The sequence below is a fragment of the Xylanibacter rodentium genome (assembly GCF_013166575.1).
Classification (GTDB): domain Bacteria; phylum Bacteroidota; class Bacteroidia; order Bacteroidales; family Bacteroidaceae; genus Prevotella; species Prevotella rodentium.
In genome coordinates this window covers 1-19,461 of record NZ_JABKKE010000006.1, presented here as the reverse complement: position 1 = coordinate 19,461, position 19,461 = coordinate 1, and the positions used below count along the sequence as shown (strand labels likewise).

Sequence of the window (19,461 nt, the reverse complement as noted above, 5' to 3'; positions counted from 1 at the left end):
AGAATGAAGTAATAGAATTGATTTACAGAGGTTTCATTTAATCTGCCGATTATCTCCAACGCCACCACAATCCTTGCCGAAGCCAAGTCAAGACGCCGCTACGTTACTTGTTCGTAACCACACCATATAGGTGACGAAATGGGTAAGAATGGCAAAACAAGACATTGTGATATAGTGAGTTACTGACAACTCACGCAACAAATCCGGTTACGGAAAAAGATTGCGCCGTTCCTCCGTGTTTTGCGTACCGACGAAGGATTCTTCACCGACTAATTTTGAACCTAAAAAAATTAAGGACGATGAAGAGTACATTTTCAGTTATCTACTACCTCAAACGTCAGGTAGTGAAAAAGGACGGGACAGTACCCGTCATGGGACGTATCACGGTGGACGGCAGCCAGACACAGTTCAGCTGCAAACTGACCGTCGATCCCAAGCTGTGGGACACCAAAGGAGGACGTGTCACGGGCAGAAGCACGGCTGCACTCGAAACGAACCGTATGCTTGACAAGATGCGCGTACGCATCAACAAGCATTATCAGGAAATCATGGAGCGTGATAACTTCGTCACTGCGGAAAAGGTGAAAAACGCCTTTCTCGGACTGGAACACCGCTACCACACGCTGTTGCAGGTGTTCCGGCAACACAACGAGGACTATGCCAAGCAGGTGGAGGCAGGCATGAAAGCCAAAGGCACGTTTGACAAGTACAAGATCGTTTACAAGCACCTGCAAGAGTTTCTCACCATCCGCTACCATGTGAAGGACATCGCCCTGAAAGAGCTTACTCCCGCTTTCATTTCCGATTTTGAAATGTTCCTGCGCACGGACAAACACTGCTGCACCAACACCGTGTGGCTGTATGTCTGCCCGCTTCGGACGATGGTGTTCATCGCCATCAACAATGAGTGGCTCACGCGCGACCCGTTCCGCGAGTATGAAATCAGGAAGGAGGAAACGACCCGCAGCTTTCTGACGAAAGATGAAATCCGCCTACTGATGGAAGGCAAGCTGAAGAATGCGAAGCAAGAACTGTATCGTGATCTATACCTGTTCTGCACCTTCACGGGCTTGTCGTTCGCCGATATGCGTAACCTCACGGAAGAGAATATCCGCACCTACTTTGATGAACACGAGTGGATAAATATCAACCGCCAGAAGACGGGTGTGGTGTCCAACATCCGTATGCTCGACATAGCGAAGCGCATCATCGACAAATACCGTGGGCTGTGCGGGGACGGCAGGATTTTCCCTGTACCCCACTACAACACGTGTCTTGCCGGAATCCGTGCCGTTGCCAAGCGTTGCGGTATCACCAAACATATTACATGGCATCAAAGCCGCCACACGGCAGCCACGACGGTGTTCCTCTCCAACGGCGTACCCATCGAAACGGTCAGTTCCATGCTGGGACACAAGAGCATAAAGACAACGCAGATATACGCGAAAATAACCAAAGAGAAGCTCAATCAAGACATGGAGAACCTTGCCGCGAGATTGAACCAAATCGAGGAATTTGCAGGTTGCACCATCTAAAACAGAGACGCCATGAAACGTGACATAATCATCATTGAGGACAAGGCGGTCAGCGTAACCGGTAACGATGTATGGATGACCGCCGGAGAAATCGCCGGACTGTTCCACACGGGTGTCCCGGCAGTAAACGCCGCCATCAAAGCCATTCTCAAAGCGGACGTATTGAGCGACTACGAGGTATGCCGCTACATTCAACTTGAAAACGGTCTGTATGCGGATGTTTACTCGCTTGAGATCATCATACCCATTGCTTTCCGGCTGAATACTTATTGCACGCACGTGTTCCGCACATGGCTGGTGGGTAAAGCTCTCTCGAAAGAAAAGCGACAGGCATACGTGATGTTCTTACAGAACGGGAAAGCCGGGTATTGCTGAACACGCATACGTGCCAACAAAAAGGAAACGGACAGCCTAATTTGAATTGTCCGTTTCCTTTTTGTTCGTTTTCATACTTCCTTTATTCCAGCGGCTTGCGATAATTCGCCTCCAACAGTTCACGCAATCCCGATTCGGGGTAAAGCACCTTCCCGCCTAAAAGAATAAAGGGCAGCACCCTGTTGTTGCGGTATTCCTGCAAGGTACGGCGGCTCACGCGGAGCAATTCCGCTACCTCCCTATCAGTCAGGTAACGTTCCCCGTCCAGCGGCGGACGGTAGTTTTCCAAAAATGCGGAGAGCCATTTAGATCCTTTGCGCATATTTTGCACCACGGTGGCAAGCGGCTCGTCCTCCAGTGTAAAAACATCGTTGTTCTCGTTCATCATAACTTCGGATTCAGTGGGTGAATAATAAGATTACCTGCCGCCGGGATAGAGCGTACCGATAAGCGGAACCAGCCTCCTGACCTCTTCCGGCTTGTAATAGAACCTGCGGTTTATCTGCGAGTAGCCGATAAGCCGCCTGTCGCGCAACGTCTGCAACGTGCGCGGGCTGATTCTCAACTGCCCGCAGACTTCCTCACCCGTGAGCCACCTTTCCAGCCGCCCACCGTCGCTCTTGTGCCTCAGGGCGGCAACCTTCTCCGAGAGGGCGTTGAAGGACGCCAGCATCATCTCGAAGGTCTTTTTCTCGATAGATACAATTTCCATATTCAAAATATTTTTAGAGTTTGCCGCAAAGGTAACGCCATCCTCATGAACGCATATCGTTTCCCGCTGAAAGGCTGTATGTTGCGCCGTCTGTCCGGGTAACGGAGCCATTTCCGATAAAAATCTTACGTGAGACACGTAGTGAGCTGTTAAAGCCCCTTTTGTTTATTGCCGAATTTTGCCGCAGAAACCAAAAGAAAGGACTGAATTATGAAAGTAATAACAATGGAAAGTTCCGCCTTCACCGCATTGACGGAACAGATAGCCGAGATAGCGGCACACGTGCGTGCCGTTTCCGGCGAAAGGAAGGAAAAATCCGCGGACAGGCTGCTGACCACCCGCGAGGCGGCGCACCTGTTGAACGTGAGTACCCGCACCCTCCAGCGTATGCGCAGCGAACATCGCATCGGCTATGTGGTGCTGCGCGGCAAGTGCCGTTACCGTCAGTCGGAAATCGACCGTCTGCTTGCGGACTGCACCGTCGTGGAAGACGCGGCGACACCAACGGAACTGAAACGCAACCACACGCTGCGCACGGGTGGCAAACCCAAAGGAAGGAGGACATGACGTATGGAACTGCTTACCCGAAACAATTTCGAGAACTGGATGCAGAAACTGATGGAACGGCTCGACCGTCAGGATGAACTGCTGCTGTCCATGCAGCCGTTCGGCAAAGCCCCGGACCCGATGGAACGTATCAGGATGTTCGACAACCAAGACCTCTGTATGCTGCTCCAGATAAGCAAGCGCACCCTGCAACGCTACCGCAGCATCGGCGCGTTGCCGTACAAGACGCTCGGCAAAAAGACCTATTACAGCGAAGAGGACGTGCTGACGTTCCTTTCCGGACACGTAAAGGACTTCAAAAAAGAAGATATAGCCTTCTACAAGGCTCGTATCCATAATTTCTTTCAAAAATAACCTATTAAAACATTTTTCAAATGGCAAAGAAAACAACTGAAAAGGACGTGCTGATAGTCCGTGACGAGAAGACGGGCGAGATCAGCGTGGTAGCCGGGCTGGATGCCGACGGTTCCCCCAAGCGCACTCCCGCGAAAGCGGAGAACACGCAGAGTTTCCTGCAATTCGACCGCCACGGCGACGTGCTGGACAACTTCTTCAAAAACTTCTTCCGGCAGTGCAAGGAACCCAGCCGCTTCGGTTTCTACCGTGTCGCGGCAGACCAAGCCGACAAACTGCTGGAGGTGATGAAAGACCTGCTGAAAGACCCCGAAGCCAACAAGGAACTGCTTGCGCCCCACAAGGTGGACACTTCCGGCTACGAAAAGCAGGTAAAGGAAGAACAGACTGCCGGAAAGACGGAGAAGACGGAACAAAAGCAGGAAGAGCAACCCAAAGAAACCCAAAAACAGGAAGAAATGGAAAAGAAACAGGAACAGAATCAGGGAAGCCCGCAACAACAGACGCAGGGCAGACGGGGCTACCAGCCCATCGACGAGAGCAAAATCAACTGGCAGGAACTGGAAGAGAAATGGGGCGTGAAACGTGACGACCTTGAAAAGTCCGGCGACCTTACCAAGATGCTCAACTACGGCAAGTCCGACTTGGTAAAGGTGTCGCCCAAGTTCGGCGGCGAGGCTTTTGAACTGGATGCCCGCCTCTCCTTCAAGAAAGACGGTGAAGGCAATATCAGCCTCGTGCCGCACTTCATCCGCAAGGAGCAGAAACTCGACGAGTACAAGGAACACAAGTTCTCCGACGAAGACCGTAAGAACCTGCGCGAAACGGGCAACCTCGGCAGGGTCGTGGACATCGTGGACAAAGAAACGGGTGAAATCATCCCCTCGTTCATCAGTATAGACCGCAAGACGAATGAAATCACTGACATTCCCGCAAACAGGGTGCGCATACCGGAACGTATCGGCAAGACAGAAATCACTAAGCAGGAACAGGATATGCTGCGTGCCGGGCTGCCTGTGCGCGACAAGCTCATCGAACGCAACGACGGCAGGAAGTTCGTCACCACCTTGCAAGTGAATGTGGAGCAGCGAGGCGTGGAGTTCGTACCGGGAACCGGCAGGTCGCCCCGTACCGCCCAGACGCAGGAAGCCAAGAACAATCCCACACAGGAACAGGCGCAGGGCATGGAAAATTCCGCAGCCCCACAGAAAGAGCAACGCCGCAACACGTGGACGAATTCCGACGGCAGCATCCGCCCCATCAGCAAATGGAGCGGCGTGAACTTCACCGACAAACAGAAAGCCGACTACGCTGCGGGTAAGGCGATAAAGTTAGAGAACGTGACCGACAAACAGGGCTTCCACGCCACGATGTATATCAAGTTCAACCCGGAGAAAGGTCGTCCTTATCGCTACGACACCAATCCTGACAACGCACAGAAGGTAGCCCCCTCCAACGAGAGCCGCACACAGGTGGCGGTGAACAGCGAGGGCAAGACCAACGAGGCGACCAAGAACCTGAAAGAGCCGTTGCAGAAGGGACAGACCGCTCCGAAGGACGACAAGCAGCAACAGCAGCAGGAGAAACCACAGAAGAAAAACAACAAGGGCATGAAGATGTAATCTCCCGTGTCCACCACTAAATCCAAAATAGAATCCAAAGTATCACTAAAAATCAAGAAAACATGAAGACAATCATTGCAGAAAAGCCATCCGTGGCACGTGAAATCGCCCGCATCGTGGGCGCGACAAAAAGAGAGGAAGGATATTTCGAGGGAGGCGGCTATGCCGTGACATGGGCATTCGGACACCTCGTCCAGCTTGCCATGCCTGACGGATACAGCATACGCGGTTTCGTCCGTGACAACCTGCCCGTCATTCCCGGAACCTTCACGTTCATTCCCCGTCAGGAAAAGACAGAGAAGGGCTACAAACCCGACAGCGGCGTGGTGTCGCAGATAAAAATCATCGCCCGTCTTTTCAAGGAAAGCGAGCAGATCATCGTGGCGACCGATGCAGGACGAGAAGGTGAACTTATCTTCCGATACCTCTACCATTATATCGGATGTACTACTCCTTTCGTGCGCCTCTGGATAAGCTCGCTTACCGACAAGGCTATCCGCGAGGGATTACGCAACCTTGAAACGGGCAGCAAGTATGACAACCTCTATCTTGCTGCCAAAGCGCGGAGCGAATCCGACTGGCTCGTGGGTATCAACGGCACTCAGGCACTCTCCATCGCCGCCGGACACGGCACGTACTCCGTCGGACGGGTACAGACACCCACGCTGGCAATGGTATGCGCACGTTACTGGGAGAACCGTCGTTTCACGGTGGAACCTTTCTGGCAGCTCCATATTGCCGCCGACGATGGCAACGGCGAAGTGGTGAAATTCTCCTCTTCCGAGAAATGGAAAGCAAAAGAGCCTGCGACGGAACTATATAATAAGGTGAAGGAAGCAGGCACAGCCACCGTCACGAAAGCCGAGCGCAAGGAGAAGATAGAGGACACTCCTCTCCTGTACGACCTGACCACGCTCCAGAAGGAGGCCAACGCCAAACACGGCTTCACGGCGGAGCAGACACTTGAAATCGCGCAGAAGCTCTACGAGAAGAAACTTATCACCTATCCGAGAACCGGAAGCCGCTACATCCCCGAAGACGTGTTCGTGGAAATCCCCAAGCTGCTCGCCTTCATCGGCAACTTGCCCGAATGGAAAGACAAAGTCAATCCGAAGGCAGTGCCTACACGCCGCAGCGTGGACGGCGGCAAGGTAACAGACCACCATGCCCTACTCGTCACGGGAGAGAAACCACTGTTCCTCTCCAAAGAAGATAATACCGTCTATCAGATGATTGCCGGACGCATGATTGAGGCTTTCTCTGAAAAATGCGTCAAAGACACCGCTACTGTTACGGCGGAGTGTGCCGGAGTAGAGTTCGTGGCAAAAGGCAGCATCATCAAACAAGCCGGGTGGCGTGCCGTTTATGTCGAGGAAGAGAAAGAGGAAACCATCATCCCCGGCTGGCAGGAAGGCGATACGCTGGCACTGAAAGCCGCTTCCATCACGGAGGGAAAGACCAAACCCAAGCCGCTGCATACCGAAGCCACCCTGCTGTCCGCAATGGAAACGGCAGGCAAGGAGATTGAGGACGACGCACTGCGGCAGGCATTGAAGGACTGCGGCATCGGCACCCCCGCCACCCGTGCCGCCATCATCGAAACGCTCTTCAAACGGGGTTATATGGAACGCTGCAAGAAATCGCTTGTACCCACCGAAAAGGGGCTTGCCCTCTACTCGGTCGTGAAGACGATGCGCATCGCCGACGTTGCCATGACGGGCGAATGGGAGAAGGAACTGGCACGCATCGAGTGCGGGGAACTGCCCGCCTACACATTCCGCAAGGAGATAGAGGCGTACACAAAGGAGATTACCTCCGAACTGCTCTCGTGCGACAAACTGTTTGCACGCAAGGATTCCGGCTGCAAGTGTCCCAAGTGCGGAACGGGCAGTATGCAGTTCTACGGCAAGGTCGTCCGCTGCGACAACGCGGAGTGCGGGCTGCCCGTGTTCCGCCTGAAGGCAAACCGTACCCTCACCGATGACGAAATCAAAGACCTGCTTACAGACGGACACACGAAGCTGCTCAAAGGCTTCAAGAGCAAGCAGGGCAAGAGTTTCGATGCCATAGTAGCCTTTGACGGGGAGTATAACACGACTTTCGTGTTCCCCGAAAGGAAAAGTAAGGCAACCTCTGCGAGAAGAAGAAAATAATGAGTAACTTTGCCACTGATTCAGAGTAATGAATTGTTCTTCGATACCGGATTACACTCATGCTTTGGATTTAGTGGTGGCACTCGGAGGGATACCGAGTGCCTTTTCTTTCTCCTTTCAGACAATTATCCCGGTCATGATTTACCAATCCACTAAATTCCAAAGTAATGAACAACAAGAAGAAAAACGAGGGGCAGACCGACTTTTCCTACTACGGTCTGTATCTGCTGGACTATCTCCGCACGAACAGGTTTGAACAGGCTTCCGACGAAGCCTTCATCCGTGAACGCGCCGACCGTGCCGCCGGAACGTATGAACGGGCAATACTCGAAGGCTATCCCGCCGCAGGTGCGCAGGAACTGGCGATGAACACATTGCTGGAGGGGCTTCGCTACTCCAAGTACGCCATCCTGCGCGAAGTCGTGGAAAACGAGTTTGCCAACGAAGTGCCGGAAGCGGAGCGTGAACCCTTTACCCGAAAACTGCTGCCGCTTGTCGGAAACGTATTCTCCATTTATGACCTCTCGGACGACAATTTCGCCCTGTCGCCCGATTATGACCTGCTCTACACGGAACTGACGGGGGCTGTCGTCCTCTACATAGAGGAATATGGCGTTTAACCGCAAACAAAGGTTGCGGGACAACATCGAGGCGATACGAACGGCATTCATCCTTGAGAGGGAACAGAGAACGGCGACAGCCGAAGAACAGGCGATACTCCGGAAGTATTGCGGTTTCGGCGGCCTGAAATGTATTCTGAACCCTGCGAGGGAACTGACGGATGCCGTCCATTGGGCGAAATCCGACCTCGAACTGTTTGCCCCTACCGTGGAACTGCACAGGCTGATACGGGAGAACAGCCGGAACGACATGGAGTACAAGCGGTTTGTGGATTCGCTGAAAGCGTCCGTGCTGACAGCCTTCTACACACCGAAAGAGATAACAGACACCATAGCCGATGTGCTGGCGGATTACAGTGTCCGCCCGTCGCGTGTGTTGGAGCCGTCGGCCGGTGTCGGCGTGTTCGTGGACGCCGTGCTGCGGCACAATCCCGACGCGGATGTGATGGCGTTTGAAAAAGACCTGCTCACGGGTACGATCCTGCGACAGCTCCACCCCGACAAGAAGATGCGCATAGACGGTTTTGAGAAAATCGAAAAGCCGTTCAACAACTATTTCGACTTGGCGATGTCCAACATCCCGTTTGGTGACATAGCCGTGTTTGACGCTGAATTTCAAAGGAGTGAATCTTTCGGCAGACGCTCATCACAGAAAGCCATCCACAACTATTTTTTCCTAAAAGGACTGGACACGGTGCGCGACGGCGGCATCGTAGCTTTCATCACGTCGCAGGGAGTGCTGAACAGTGCCAAGACCTCCGTGCGCAACGAACTTTTCAGTCAGGCGAATCTGGTATCGGCAATCCGACTGCCCAACAACCTGTTTTCGGATAACGCGGGGACAGAGGTGGGCAGCGACCTAATAATTCTGCAAAAGAACCTGCACAAGACGGAAATGTCGCAGGATGAACGGCTACTGACCGTGATACAGACGGATACGAAGACAAACCTGACGGACAACGCCTATTTCATCCACCATCCCGAACGTATCGTGCATACGACCGCGAAACTTGATACCGACCCTTACGGCAAGCCCGCTATGGTCTATCTGCACGAGGGGAAAACCGCAGGTATCGCGGAGGACTTGCGACGTATGCTTGACGAGGACTGCCACATGAGGCTTGCCATGCGCCTGTATTCTGGCGTAACCGGGCAGGCACGGGAACGGCTTGCCGTTGAAGCAAAGGTGGAACCCCAAACTGCAAAGCTGGAAACGGTATCTTCGGCACGGGTAGAAGAAATCCACGTGGATAAACCGCAGACACAACCAATAAAGGAAAAACCGGAAATAGAGCCACGCCAACAAAATCACTCGGCAGCCGTGCAGCTCACCCTGCTTGACCTTTGGGGAATGCCCATAGAAGAACCTGTCAAAAAGAAAAAGACAGCGAAGAAAGGAAACACGACAAAACGAACTGTACCTAATCCCAAGCCGCAGGTTACGGCTGTACCTCCTGTTGAAACCGCCAAAGCTGTAAACGGGAACAAGGAAACAAAGCCGGAGAATACCGTTAAACAAAGCGACCCTGACGATATTTATGCCACACTGGACTGGGAAACCAATCCTCCCATCAACGGCTTTTACGAGATGATGATGGGTTTGACACCGGAACGGCGAAAGGAGCTTCGAAGGCTGGCTGCGGAACATCAGGAGAAACAACGGGTAGACGGCACGGATGTAAAAGCCGCTCCTGCCATACCGGAAAAAGAAGCGAGGAAACAGCCCGAAGCACAGCAGGAAGTCACCCCCGATCACGTTACAGACAATAATGCAAGTGTGAAACCGGCGACTTCTCTTTTCCCGGAATTTGAAACGGAAAAGCCGAAGGAAGAACCTCTCGACCTTTCTCCCCGTCCGTTTAATGGTATGCTGGAGCCGCACCATCGTGACGGCTCGATGGTGTTGGACGCTTCACGCAATCTCGGCTACCTGAAAGACATCACGCCTTACGGCGCGACATTCCAGCCGCTTGACCTGATCGGTTACCAGAAGGAGAAAGCTATGCTGTATGTGTCGCTCCGTGACACATACGAGCGTTTATACAACTACGAAGCGGAGTATCACGATGAAGGGGTGGCGCAACGTGAGGCGTTGAACACCTGCTACGACGAGTTTGTCATGCGTTATGGCAACCTCAACGCCAAACAAAACGTGAAGTTAGTGATGATGGATGCCGGCGGGCGCGACATCCTTTCGCTGGAACGTGCGGAGGACGGCAAGTTTGTCAAGGCGGACATCTTCGAACGTCCCGTTTCCTTCTCGGTGGAGAATCACGCCAATGTCGGTTCTCCCGAAGAAGCCTTGTCCGCTTCGCTCAACAAGTTCGGTACGGTCAATCTCGACTATATGCGGGAGATCACCGACAGTACGGAAGAGGAGCTGCTCAATGCCCTCAAAGGACGTGTCTTCTACAATCCGCTCGTAACCGGTTACGAGATTAAAGACCGCTTCATTGCGGGGAACGTGATAGAGAAAGCGGAACGCATAGAGGCATGGATGGAAAATAATACGGAAAGCGAAAGATTGTCGGATGTGAAACAGGCTTTGGAGGCTTTGAAAGAAGCCGAACCGCAGCGTATCGCCTTTGAAGATCTCGACTTCAACTTCGGTGAACGCTGGATTCCCACGGGAGTGTATGCCGCCTACATGAGCCATCTTTTCGGTACGGACGTGAAAATCGCCTATTCCGCCAGCATGGACGAATTTTCTGTGGCGTGCGGCTACCGCACCATGAAGATCACGGACGAGTTTCTGGTGAAGGGCTATTACCGGAACTATGACGGTATGCACCTGTTGAAACACGCCTTGCACAACACCTGTCCGGACATGATGAAGTCCATAGGCAAGGACGAACATGGCAACGATATCAAGGTGCGTGACAGCGAAGGTATCCAGCTTGCCAACGCCAAGATTGACGAGATTCGCAACGGGTTCTCCGAATGGCTCGAAGAGCAGTCGCCGCAGTTCAAGGAACGGCTTACGACGATGTACAATCGCAAGTTCAATTGTTTCGTGCGCCCCAAGTATGACGGCTCGCACCAGACCTTCCCCGACCTCAACCTCAAAGGGCTGGCAAGCCGTGGTATTCAGAGCGTTTATCCGTCACAAAAGGATTGCGTCTGGATGATAAAACAGAACGGCGGCGGGATCTGCGACCACGAGGTTGGAACAGGTAAGACGCTGATAATGTGCATTGCAGCGCATGAAATGAAGCGTCTGCACTTGGCGCATAAGCCGATGATTATTGGTCTGAAAGCCAATGTCGCGGAGATTGCCGCCACTTATCAAGCTGCCTATCCGAATGCCCGCATCCTCTACGCTTCGGAAAAGGATTTCTCGACCGCCAACCGTGTGCGTTTCTTCAACAACATCAAAAACAATGACTATGATTGCGTCATCATGTCACACGACCAGTTCGGCAAGATACCACAGTCACCGGAGTTGCAGCAACGCATCCTGCAAGCGGAGCTTGACACGGTGGAGGAAAACCTCGAAGTCTTGCGGCAGCAGGGCAAGAACGTGTCGCGGGCGATGCTGAAAGGATTGGAGAAACGCAAACACAACCTTGTGGCGAAACTGGAGAAGGTGGAACACGCCATCCAATCGCGCACGGACGACGTGGTGGACTTCAAGCAGATGGGCATCGACCATATCTTCGTGGACGAGAGCCACCAATTTAAGAACTTGACTTTCAACACCCGGCATGACCGTGTGGCGGGGTTGGGAAACTCGGAAGGAAGCCAGAAAGCCCTGAATATGCTTTTTGCCATACGCACCATACAGGAGCGTACGGGCAAGGACTTGGGGGCTACGTTCCTGTCCGGCACAACCATTTCCAACAGCCTGACGGAATTGTACCTGCTCTTCAAGTACCTGCGTCCGAAGGAACTGGAACGGCAGGATATTCGGTGCTTCGACGCATGGGCGGCGATTTTTGCAAAGAAGACGACCGACTTTGAGTTCAATGTAACGAACAACGTGGTTCAAAAGGAGCGTTTCCGCTACTTCATCAAAGTGCCGGAGCTTGCCGCCTTTTACAACGAAATCACCGACTACCGCACGGCGGAGGACGTGGGTGTGGATCGTCCGCACAAGAACGAGATACTGCACCACATACCGCCCACACCCGACCAAGAGTATTTCATCAAACAGCTGATGGAATTTGCGAAGACGGGCGACGCCACGCTGTTGGGCAGGTTGCCGCTGTCTGAAACGGAGGAGAAGGCAAAGATGCTTATCGCTACCGACTATGCGCGGAAGATGGCTTTGGATATGCGTATGATAGACCCCAATTACGAAGACCATCCCGACAACAAGGCGAGCCACTGCGCCAAGATGATAGCGGAGTATTACCATAAATACGACGCGCACAAGGGAACACAGTTCGTCTTCTCGGATTTGGGGACATACCAGCCGGGCGACGGGTGGAACGTGTACAGCGAGATAAAGCGGAAACTGACGGAGGACTACGGCATACCGGCAAGCGAGGTACGCTTCATTCAGGAGTGCAAGACCGATAAGGCACGCAAGGCGGTGATAGATGCCATGAACGTCGGGAGGGTGCGCGTGCTGTTCGGTTCCACCTCCATGCTCGGAACGGGCGTAAACGCGCAGAAACGGTGCGTGGCTATCCATCATCTTGATACGCCGTGGCGACCATCCGACCTGCAACAGCGTGACGGACGGGGAGTTAGAGCCGGAAACGAGATTGCCAAGCATTTTGCCGGGAACAACGTGGATGTCATCATCTATGCCGTGGAGAAGTCGCTGGACAGCTACAAGTTCAACCTGCTGCACTGTAAACAGACATTCATATCGCAGCTCAAAAGTGGGGCTATGGGCGCACGTACCATTGATGAGGGGGCGATGGACGAAAAATCGGGTATGAACTTCTCGGAGTATATGGCGTTGCTCTCCGGCAATACTGACCTGCTCGACAAGGCGAAATTAGAGAAGCGTATCGCCTCGCTCGAAGGGGAACGCAAGTCGTTCAACAAGGGCAAGCGCGATTCGGAGTTCAAGCTGGAATCCAAAACAGGAGAACTGCGCAACAACACGGCGGTCATCGAAGCCATGACGGAAGACTGGAACCGTTTTCTTTCCGTTGTGCAGACAGATAAGGAAGGTAGCCGCCTTAATCTTGTCAAGCTGGACGGCGTGGATTCAATGGACGAGAAGGTTCTCGGAAAGCGTTTGCAGGAGATAGCCAAGAATGCCACGACGGGCGGACTGTACAAGGCTGTCGGGGAGCTGTACGGATTCCCGATAAAGGTGGTCAGCGAAAGGATGCTCAAAGAAGGATTGGAGTTTACCGACAACCGCTTTGTGGTGGAGGGCAACTACAAGTACACCTACAACAACGGGCATCTGGCGATGGCTGACCCGGTAGCCGCTGCACGCAACTTCCTGAACGCGCTGGAGAAGATACCCTCCACCATCGACCAGTACAAGGCAAAGAACGAGGTGCTGGAAAAGGAGATTCCGCAGTTGCAGGAGATAGCGGGCAAGGTGTGGAAGAAAGAGGACGAGCTGAAACAGCTGAAGTCCGAACTTGCCGCGCTTGACCGAAAGATTCAGTTGGAGCTTGCACCGCCCGCGCCGGAAGTCGCCGAAAAGGAGAACGACGGGCAGGAGGTCAAGCCGGTTTCGGAAGGTGTACGGAACGTGCCGCCACAGCACACCGGGGAATCCCCGCAGATACGCAGTCCGTCAGGCAACTTCATTGCCGACCGTGTCATCATCGGACGTCCGGGTTTTCAGTTAAAGAATGAAAACCGCCCGAAAGGGATAAAGATATGACCCATGCCATTACAGACCGACCGCACTGTTATGCAGACGCGGTCGGTCTATCTATCTGAATATGGAAGATTCTTCAGCGTTTCTTACCTGTATCTCAAGATAATGTCCTATCTTTGGAAGATAAATATCAATCAATTTAATTTTATCATGATAACCAACCGTGAAGAAGTGCTTGAAAACGCACTGCGCGTTTTCGCCAAGATGAATTATGAGAAGGCAAGTCAGGTAGAGATCGGAAAAGCCTGCGGGCTGACGAAAGCCGGGCTGGTGTACTATTATCCGATAAAGCTGGACCTTTTCGTGGCGGTTATAGATAAATACGTGTTCGGGATGCAGTCGGTGGCAAACAAGTTCCGGTTCAAGGCTGCCACCCTGTCGGAATTTATCGAACAATATATAAAAGGTGTGGAACAGACCATGCGGAAACTCATATCGCTTCTTGATGACGGCAACAATCCGGCAGGATGCAGCTTCAATTTCTATTATTACCATCTTATGATGCAGGTACGGCTTTATTATCCGGATGTGGAGGAAAAGATAGCAGGCATGTTCCGGCAGGACTACGAGTTTTGGAGAGCCGCCATACAGTCGGCAAAGGACACAGGGGAGATACGGCAGGATGTGGACATCGAGGACACAGCCATGCTGTTCCGGCAGGTGTTTTTCGGTCTGTCTTTTGAGCAGTCTTTTTTGAGGGGGCTTGACATACAACGGCTTGCAAGGGAACTGCGCTTCGTCTATTCGCTGTTAAAAGCCTGAAATGTTAAAATTCGAGCGGTTTTGTGTTTTCAGCCGCTTTTTTTTTGTGTTAAAAACAAACCAATCGGTTTGTTTTTCGGATTATTTCGCTAATTTTGGGGTCATGGAATCTATAGCCGGGAAATTATGGATAAGATACTAAAACAACGTGGCAGCATCGTCCTGCATAAAGACAGGTACAACGGTGAGGAGTGCATCCGGGTGGACTACGCGGACAGCCAAGCCATAACCCTGCTGCTGACACAGGACACCGACGTGGCTGCGGTCGTGGACGGCTCCGGCTACATTCCAGCCACCGTTTTCCGCCTTCCCGCCTTCTATGACCGCTATTCTCCGCACGCCTATATTGACTACAGCCGTGTATATGTACGCCATCCCAAGCCAAAACGGGAATATGTGCTGCCGAAAGGCTATCTTGAACTGCTGGAACAGAAGCGTTACAGCCCTTCGACCGTCAAGACCTACAAGGCTTATTTCAGCGACTTCATGGAATATCACAAGGGGCGTAACATCGACCGTCTGAAGGTTGCCGACATCAACCGCTACATACTCTACCTTGTGAACGAGAAGAAAATCTCGGTGTCGCAACAGAATATGCGCATCAACGCCATCAAGTTCTACTATGAGCAGGTGCGTGGCGGCAAACGGCAATACTACGGCGGTATCACCCGTGCCAAAGAGTACAAGAGCCTGCCCGAAGTGTTGAGCCGCAACGAGGTGCGGCGCATTCTTTCATGCCTTGCAAACCGCAAGCATCGCTGTATGATTTCGTTGATTTATTCCGCAGGATTGAGAAGGAGCGAGTTGCTTAACCTCACTCCGCAGGATATTATGAGCGAACGTATGCTGATTCGCATTATGGGCAAGGGCAAAAAATGCCGCTACTCGCTGCTGTCGGAGAAGGTATTGTGCGAACTTCGGGAATATTTCAAGGAATATCGCCCGCAAAAATGGCTGTTCGAGGGCGAAACACCCGGAGAGCAATATTCGGCAAGTGCATTGGTGAAAGTGTTGAAGGAAGCCGCCGATCGTGCAGGCATCAAGCACCGGGTACACGTACACATGCTCCGCCACTCCTTTGCCACTCACCTGCTGGAGCAGGGAACGGACCTGAGAACCATACAGGAGTTGTTGGGACACAACGACATCAAGACTACGAGCATCTACCTTCATGTTACAAGTGCCCACAAGTCGAGCATACCGAATCCGCTTGATTCATTGGACGATTCATGAATGTTGTTCCGTCATTATTATAGTGAGAGCAAGAAAGAATAGATTACGGCAATGTTTGATATGATACATCAATAAATGAAAAAAGAGGTCAGATACATAACAAGAAAGTCAATCAGGAACATACAAATCTGTTGTATATGGATGTATGTATTTTTTTCGGGAGTTCGAGTGTACGCCTCGACTACCGCAGACTCCGTGTATTTCCACATAAAGGCAGACACAATACGGGAAATCCGTGCGGGACAAGTGGTGGAACTGACGTATGCTTTGGTCAATTCCCAGTTCGACACGGCTTCTTATCCGGTATTCAATGACAACATTGAAGTGGTGAGTGGTCCGAAACAACATAAATGTAGCAGTTACACACTTGTGAACGGAGTGGGAAGCAAGAGTGATGAAACCTGTTTCAGCTATCTTGTGCGGTTCAGGAAAAGCGGCGAGATTCAGCTCCCTGCCGCATCTGTAACGGTAGGGAACCGTACCTATACCACTCCTGAATGTCGTGTGCATGTAAATTCTGCCGGAGTGGACAGAAAAAGATTGAAATGCAGTTTGAATGTGGAGCAACTGGTCGGAGATTACGTGAGATACTGTGCCACCCTTACCTGCAATACTCGTCCCGATCAGAATCCTCCGTTGTTGTCAATTAACGGGGAAACAACCCGTCCAAGCAGCACATCCTATTCAGGTTCAGAAGGCAAGGAAGAATATGTTTACCGGTATTATTTTAACAGCGAAGGCTATAAAGTAGCTTGCGAGAAACTGACCTTTGGAGGGAAAGCATATAAACTCCGACCACGAAAGTGCAAAAAGAGGCATTAACAAAAGGTGCAGCTATTATTCCTTTATGTGCTATTATCGGGCTGGTCTATGTGCTGAAATACAAGGAAAAGAGATTCACCTTGTTCTCTTGTATAGGATTGGTTATTGGGATAGGATGAGCAATTTATATGCTACTGATAATAAGGTCAATGTAAATCAAAGTAATATGAAACTGAAATATATATTGAATGCTATAATATTTGTTTTGGCATTATCTTTTTTGTCTATGTGTATATTTAAGACTACAGAGTTAAGTTTGAAATGTATGCAATTTGCTGTATCTATCTCCTGTATAGGTGCAATGTTTTCTACAAAAAGATATAGATACATATTTGCATCTATTGCTTTAATCATTATAGGAATATCTTTTTTACTTTAAATGTCCATAATAACGATAATGATTTGATTGTTGCTAATAGAGATTAGGAAACACACCTGCTGGGTGTCGTTTACCAAAACAAACAACACCAACAGGTGATCTTATAAATACATTACCAATAACAGTGCGATAAGGTAAGCCAAAGATTTTATCATCATCAAAATTAAATACAATGGAGAAAAGTAGAGATTTTCAGTTATTTATGACTCAAAATGATGAGCAGCAATTTTGTGATGAATTACGAGGGTACAATCCTAATATATTCTTTTTAGATATTTCTCCTTCTTTGGAAGCTGACATTAGCAAAAGACTATATACGTCTGTTGTAAATTCATCAAGTTCTTTCTTCTCTATCGTAAATTTTGATTTGATGACAATGGAAGAATTAAAAACGAGATACAAAAAATATGGCGAATATTACCATTTTGGTAGTATTGCAAGGGAGCAAATGCAGTTCTTACGCTCTAAGCCGGATGTTAATGATTCCCATTTTTTAAGAAATGGTCGTATTGCTGATTCATATAACATTGAAGATAAGGATGAAAAAGAATGGAAGAATAAGGTATATGACATTTTAAAAAGGCATGGGGAAAAAGTTTTTTTGCTTTACCAAACATCACATGGATGTTGTGAAATTAGTATAAAGCCACAAAAAGGAATTGTTGCATATCCCTATGCTCTTAGGAAATACAACGGTCAAAATGGTTTCTATATGAAATGTGGTGATGCCATATTTGTTGGTAAAGAGATTGCTCTTAATAATTAGGAATAGAAATCTTTGGCTAATACTTAAAAAAATATTGGTAACAAGCCGGGATAACGGACTAACGCCGTTCCCCGCCAAGCCATTATGAACAATTAGAGTACACTATATGAGAAATGAAATTTTACAGTTGAAAGATTTGGGTCGTATGCCTAATGAAAGCATCAATGATACAGAGAGTATTGATGAATTAGTAAATACTTATGATGCCTTATTAGAACAAATACAACTTCCCATATCATTTGATGAAGCTATGGTGTTGATACAAATCTTTCCTGAGAATGCTTTTTATGATTTGCAATGGAGTTTATTAAAACTTGTGGAGTCTGTTTGTGTTGACGATGAGAATAAGTATATTCAGTTAATAAACTCTTGCCCAAGCCAAGAATGGCGGGACACTCTAAATGCTCGCTATGCAAATTATAAAAAGGCACAAGAGGTAAAGTAAGTTCATAACAAGCCGGGATAACGGACTAACGCCGTTCCCCGTCCAGCCATTAGCATCAACAAACTAAAAAGTAATAAGATATGAAAGCGACAGAAATAATTTTTAATGAAGACCTCGAAATGTATGTGTTCTTGAAAGACTTGGATGATGAGGTTTGTATCACTTTATCAGATAGTTTATCTGCATCAGAAGAAGAACTGACAGAAGATTATAAAGGAAAGATAGCTTCTTTTGTAAACAATATGCCACAATGGTATAGTAGAGCTTGTAATTCTATTATAGCATGGGCTAAAGATACTTACAAGATTGATGCACACGTACAAGATATAGAATTGATAAACATTTTCGTCTTGTTTGAACAAAATGAAGATGAACTGTTTGGAGTAGAGTTCAGAGTTGAATTTGACGTTGAACATGGTTGTGGTATTAAGATAAAGGTCGATAATGGCAAATATGATATTATCGAAGTGGGAACTGGAGATGTCGCTTTCTGCTGATAGTTAAATATGATGCTAACAACGCAGGATAACGGGCAAGCCGTTCCCTGCTAACCATTATCAACCATAAAGCGCACAAATATGTACGAGAAATTTTTAGAAAAGAACCTCAATAGTATCAGACAAGCAGTAGATGATACCTTTATTGCTAAATATGCCGATTTGTCTTATCCCGAACTGACTACTTTATGGCAGGAAGTCGGGTTCGGCAATTATTGTGACGGGATGCTTAAAATCATTAATCCGTCTGATTACCAAGATGTGCTAAACTCTTGTTATGTCATGGAGTATGATAAATCGTTTCTGCCGTTCATGTGTACGGCTTTCGGTGATGTCTTTGCTTATGTAAAGAATCCGAAATTGAATAACTACATCGTTTATTTGAATGTCAGATACGGAACGTATTTAATACTCCCTGATAATCTTGTATTACTGCTGAATAAAATAATTTTCAATAAAAGCACCTTGAAAGGTTGGTTTGATTTGGAAAATTATCTTACAATACAAGAGAAACTCGGAACACCGGACTTTGACGAGTGTTTCGGGTATTCCCCACTACTGGCAATGGGTGGAAGTGAGAACCTTGAAAATATTGAGATAGTCAAGACACTTTCATACATTGATATTAGCACGCAAACAATCGGCAGATTTAAGCGGTCTGATAAACTTTGAGGTTAGAACAGGTTGATAACAACGCAGGATAACGGACAAGCCGTTCCCTGCTAACCATTACAGACAACTTAATACAGAAATATATGGAATATATACCGGATTATCTGAAACCATTTATTATACACAAAGACTATTTTCCTGAATTGATAG

17 protein-coding genes are annotated in these 19,461 nt (G+C 49.5%); 15 read left to right on the top strand and 2 right to left on the bottom strand.

What is annotated here, in order from left to right; genetic code table 11:
- Window positions 1–299: 299 nt before the first annotated feature.
- Window positions 300–1,535 carry a site-specific integrase gene (locus tag HPS55_RS04760; protein ID WP_172324734.1) on the top strand — a complete coding sequence of 412 codons (1,236 nt, stop codon included), beginning with the start codon at window positions 300–302 and terminating at the stop codon, window positions 1,533–1,535.
- Window positions 1,536–1,547: 12 nt separating this feature from the next.
- Window positions 1,548–1,910, top strand: a complete 363-nt coding sequence (locus HPS55_RS04755) for a RhuM protein (RefSeq protein ID WP_172178381.1) — start codon at window positions 1,548–1,550, stop codon at window positions 1,908–1,910.
- Between the two features lie 82 nt (window positions 1,911–1,992).
- Here HPS55_RS04755 and HPS55_RS04750 read toward each other — a convergent pair whose 3' ends face one another.
- Complete coding sequence (locus tag HPS55_RS04750) at window positions 1,993–2,298, bottom strand: helix-turn-helix domain-containing protein (RefSeq protein WP_172178379.1); 306 nt, start codon at window positions 2,296–2,298, stop codon at window positions 1,993–1,995.
- Window positions 2,299–2,328: 30 nt separating this feature from the next.
- Window positions 2,329–2,628 (bottom strand): helix-turn-helix domain-containing protein, encoded by a 300-nt coding sequence (locus HPS55_RS04745; protein ID WP_458695155.1) that lies wholly within the window; start codon window positions 2,626–2,628, stop codon window positions 2,329–2,331.
- A 204-nt stretch (window positions 2,629–2,832) separates the two neighbouring features.
- On the opposite strand from HPS55_RS04745, the gene HPS55_RS04740 reads away from it, so the two are divergent.
- The 13 genes from HPS55_RS04740 to HPS55_RS04680 all read left to right on the top strand — a co-directional run bounded on the left by HPS55_RS04740 (window position 2,833) and on the right by HPS55_RS04680 (window position 19,311).
- Window positions 2,833–3,189: a helix-turn-helix domain-containing protein gene (locus tag HPS55_RS04740; protein ID WP_172178377.1), complete on the top strand. Its 357-nt coding sequence runs from the start codon at window positions 2,833–2,835 to the stop codon at window positions 3,187–3,189.
- Between the two features lie 3 nt (window positions 3,190–3,192).
- On the top strand, window positions 3,193–3,543 hold the full coding sequence (locus tag HPS55_RS04735) for a helix-turn-helix domain-containing protein (RefSeq protein ID WP_172178375.1): 351 nt from the start codon (window positions 3,193–3,195) through the stop codon (window positions 3,541–3,543).
- A gap of 20 nt (window positions 3,544–3,563) precedes the next feature.
- Window positions 3,564–5,165, top strand: a complete 1,602-nt coding sequence (locus HPS55_RS04730; RefSeq protein ID WP_172178373.1) for a DUF3945 domain-containing protein — start codon at window positions 3,564–3,566, stop codon at window positions 5,163–5,165.
- Window positions 5,166–5,227: 62 nt separating this feature from the next.
- Window positions 5,228–7,318, top strand: a complete 2,091-nt coding sequence (locus HPS55_RS04725) for a type IA DNA topoisomerase (protein WP_172178371.1) — start codon at window positions 5,228–5,230, stop codon at window positions 7,316–7,318.
- 167 nt (window positions 7,319–7,485) lie between these two features.
- The gene (locus HPS55_RS04720) at window positions 7,486–7,938 is read left to right on the top strand and encodes a DUF1896 domain-containing protein (RefSeq protein WP_172324732.1); all 453 of its coding nucleotides are present in this window, start codon (window positions 7,486–7,488) and stop codon (window positions 7,936–7,938) included.
- Complete coding sequence (locus tag HPS55_RS04715) at window positions 7,928–13,738, top strand: N-6 DNA methylase (RefSeq protein WP_172324730.1); 5,811 nt, start codon at window positions 7,928–7,930, stop codon at window positions 13,736–13,738. Before HPS55_RS04720 ends, HPS55_RS04715 begins: the two co-directional genes overlap by 11 nt.
- 147 nt (window positions 13,739–13,885) lie before the next feature.
- A complete protein-coding gene (locus HPS55_RS04710) occupies window positions 13,886–14,497 on the top strand; it encodes a TetR/AcrR family transcriptional regulator (RefSeq protein ID WP_065540271.1) in 612 nt (203 codons plus the stop codon).
- Window positions 14,498–14,623: 126 nt separating this feature from the next.
- Window positions 14,624–15,730, top strand: a complete 1,107-nt coding sequence (locus HPS55_RS04705; protein WP_172324728.1) for a tyrosine-type recombinase/integrase — start codon at window positions 14,624–14,626, stop codon at window positions 15,728–15,730.
- Window positions 15,731–15,871: 141 nt separating this feature from the next.
- Window positions 15,872–16,552 (top strand): BatD family protein, encoded by a 681-nt coding sequence (locus HPS55_RS04700; RefSeq protein WP_239653897.1) that lies wholly within the window; start codon window positions 15,872–15,874, stop codon window positions 16,550–16,552.
- Between the two features lie 551 nt (window positions 16,553–17,103).
- Window positions 17,104–17,697, top strand: coding sequence for a hypothetical protein (locus HPS55_RS04695; RefSeq protein WP_154956076.1), 594 nt, complete (start codon window positions 17,104–17,106; stop codon window positions 17,695–17,697).
- Between the two features lie 106 nt (window positions 17,698–17,803).
- On the top strand, window positions 17,804–18,142 hold the full coding sequence (locus tag HPS55_RS04690; protein WP_149968744.1) for a hypothetical protein: 339 nt from the start codon (window positions 17,804–17,806) through the stop codon (window positions 18,140–18,142).
- An 80-nt stretch (window positions 18,143–18,222) separates the two neighbouring features.
- Entirely contained in the window at window positions 18,223–18,639 is a 417-nt protein-coding gene (locus HPS55_RS04685) for a hypothetical protein (protein ID WP_009291867.1), read from the top strand.
- Between the two features lie 81 nt (window positions 18,640–18,720).
- Complete coding sequence (locus HPS55_RS04680; protein WP_172324726.1) at window positions 18,721–19,311, top strand: T6SS immunity protein Tdi1 domain-containing protein; 591 nt, start codon at window positions 18,721–18,723, stop codon at window positions 19,309–19,311.
- Window positions 19,312–19,461: the final 150 nt, after the last annotated feature.

Coding starts and splice junctions, on each gene's coding strand:
- HPS55_RS04760 (WP_172324734.1), top strand. CDS start 300: ATGAAGAGTACATTTTCAGTTATCTACTACCTCAAACGTCAGGTAGTG.
- HPS55_RS04755 (WP_172178381.1), top strand. CDS start 1,548: ATGAAACGTGACATAATCATCATTGAGGACAAGGCGGTCAGCGTAACC.
- HPS55_RS04750 (WP_172178379.1), bottom strand. CDS start 2,298: ATGATGAACGAGAACAACGATGTTTTTACACTGGAGGACGAGCCGCTT.
- HPS55_RS04740 (WP_172178377.1), top strand. CDS start 2,833: ATGAAAGTAATAACAATGGAAAGTTCCGCCTTCACCGCATTGACGGAA.
- HPS55_RS04735 (WP_172178375.1), top strand. CDS start 3,193: ATGGAACTGCTTACCCGAAACAATTTCGAGAACTGGATGCAGAAACTG.
- HPS55_RS04730 (WP_172178373.1), top strand. CDS start 3,564: ATGGCAAAGAAAACAACTGAAAAGGACGTGCTGATAGTCCGTGACGAG.
- HPS55_RS04725 (WP_172178371.1), top strand. CDS start 5,228: ATGAAGACAATCATTGCAGAAAAGCCATCCGTGGCACGTGAAATCGCC.
- HPS55_RS04720 (WP_172324732.1), top strand. CDS start 7,486: ATGAACAACAAGAAGAAAAACGAGGGGCAGACCGACTTTTCCTACTAC.
- HPS55_RS04715 (WP_172324730.1), top strand. CDS start 7,928: ATGGCGTTTAACCGCAAACAAAGGTTGCGGGACAACATCGAGGCGATA.
- HPS55_RS04710 (WP_065540271.1), top strand. CDS start 13,886: ATGATAACCAACCGTGAAGAAGTGCTTGAAAACGCACTGCGCGTTTTC.
- HPS55_RS04705 (WP_172324728.1), top strand. CDS start 14,624: ATGGATAAGATACTAAAACAACGTGGCAGCATCGTCCTGCATAAAGAC.
- HPS55_RS04700 (WP_239653897.1), top strand. CDS start 15,872: ATGTATGTATTTTTTTCGGGAGTTCGAGTGTACGCCTCGACTACCGCA.
- HPS55_RS04695 (WP_154956076.1), top strand. CDS start 17,104: ATGGAGAAAAGTAGAGATTTTCAGTTATTTATGACTCAAAATGATGAG.
- HPS55_RS04690 (WP_149968744.1), top strand. CDS start 17,804: ATGAGAAATGAAATTTTACAGTTGAAAGATTTGGGTCGTATGCCTAAT.
- HPS55_RS04685 (WP_009291867.1), top strand. CDS start 18,223: ATGAAAGCGACAGAAATAATTTTTAATGAAGACCTCGAAATGTATGTG.
- HPS55_RS04680 (WP_172324726.1), top strand. CDS start 18,721: ATGTACGAGAAATTTTTAGAAAAGAACCTCAATAGTATCAGACAAGCA.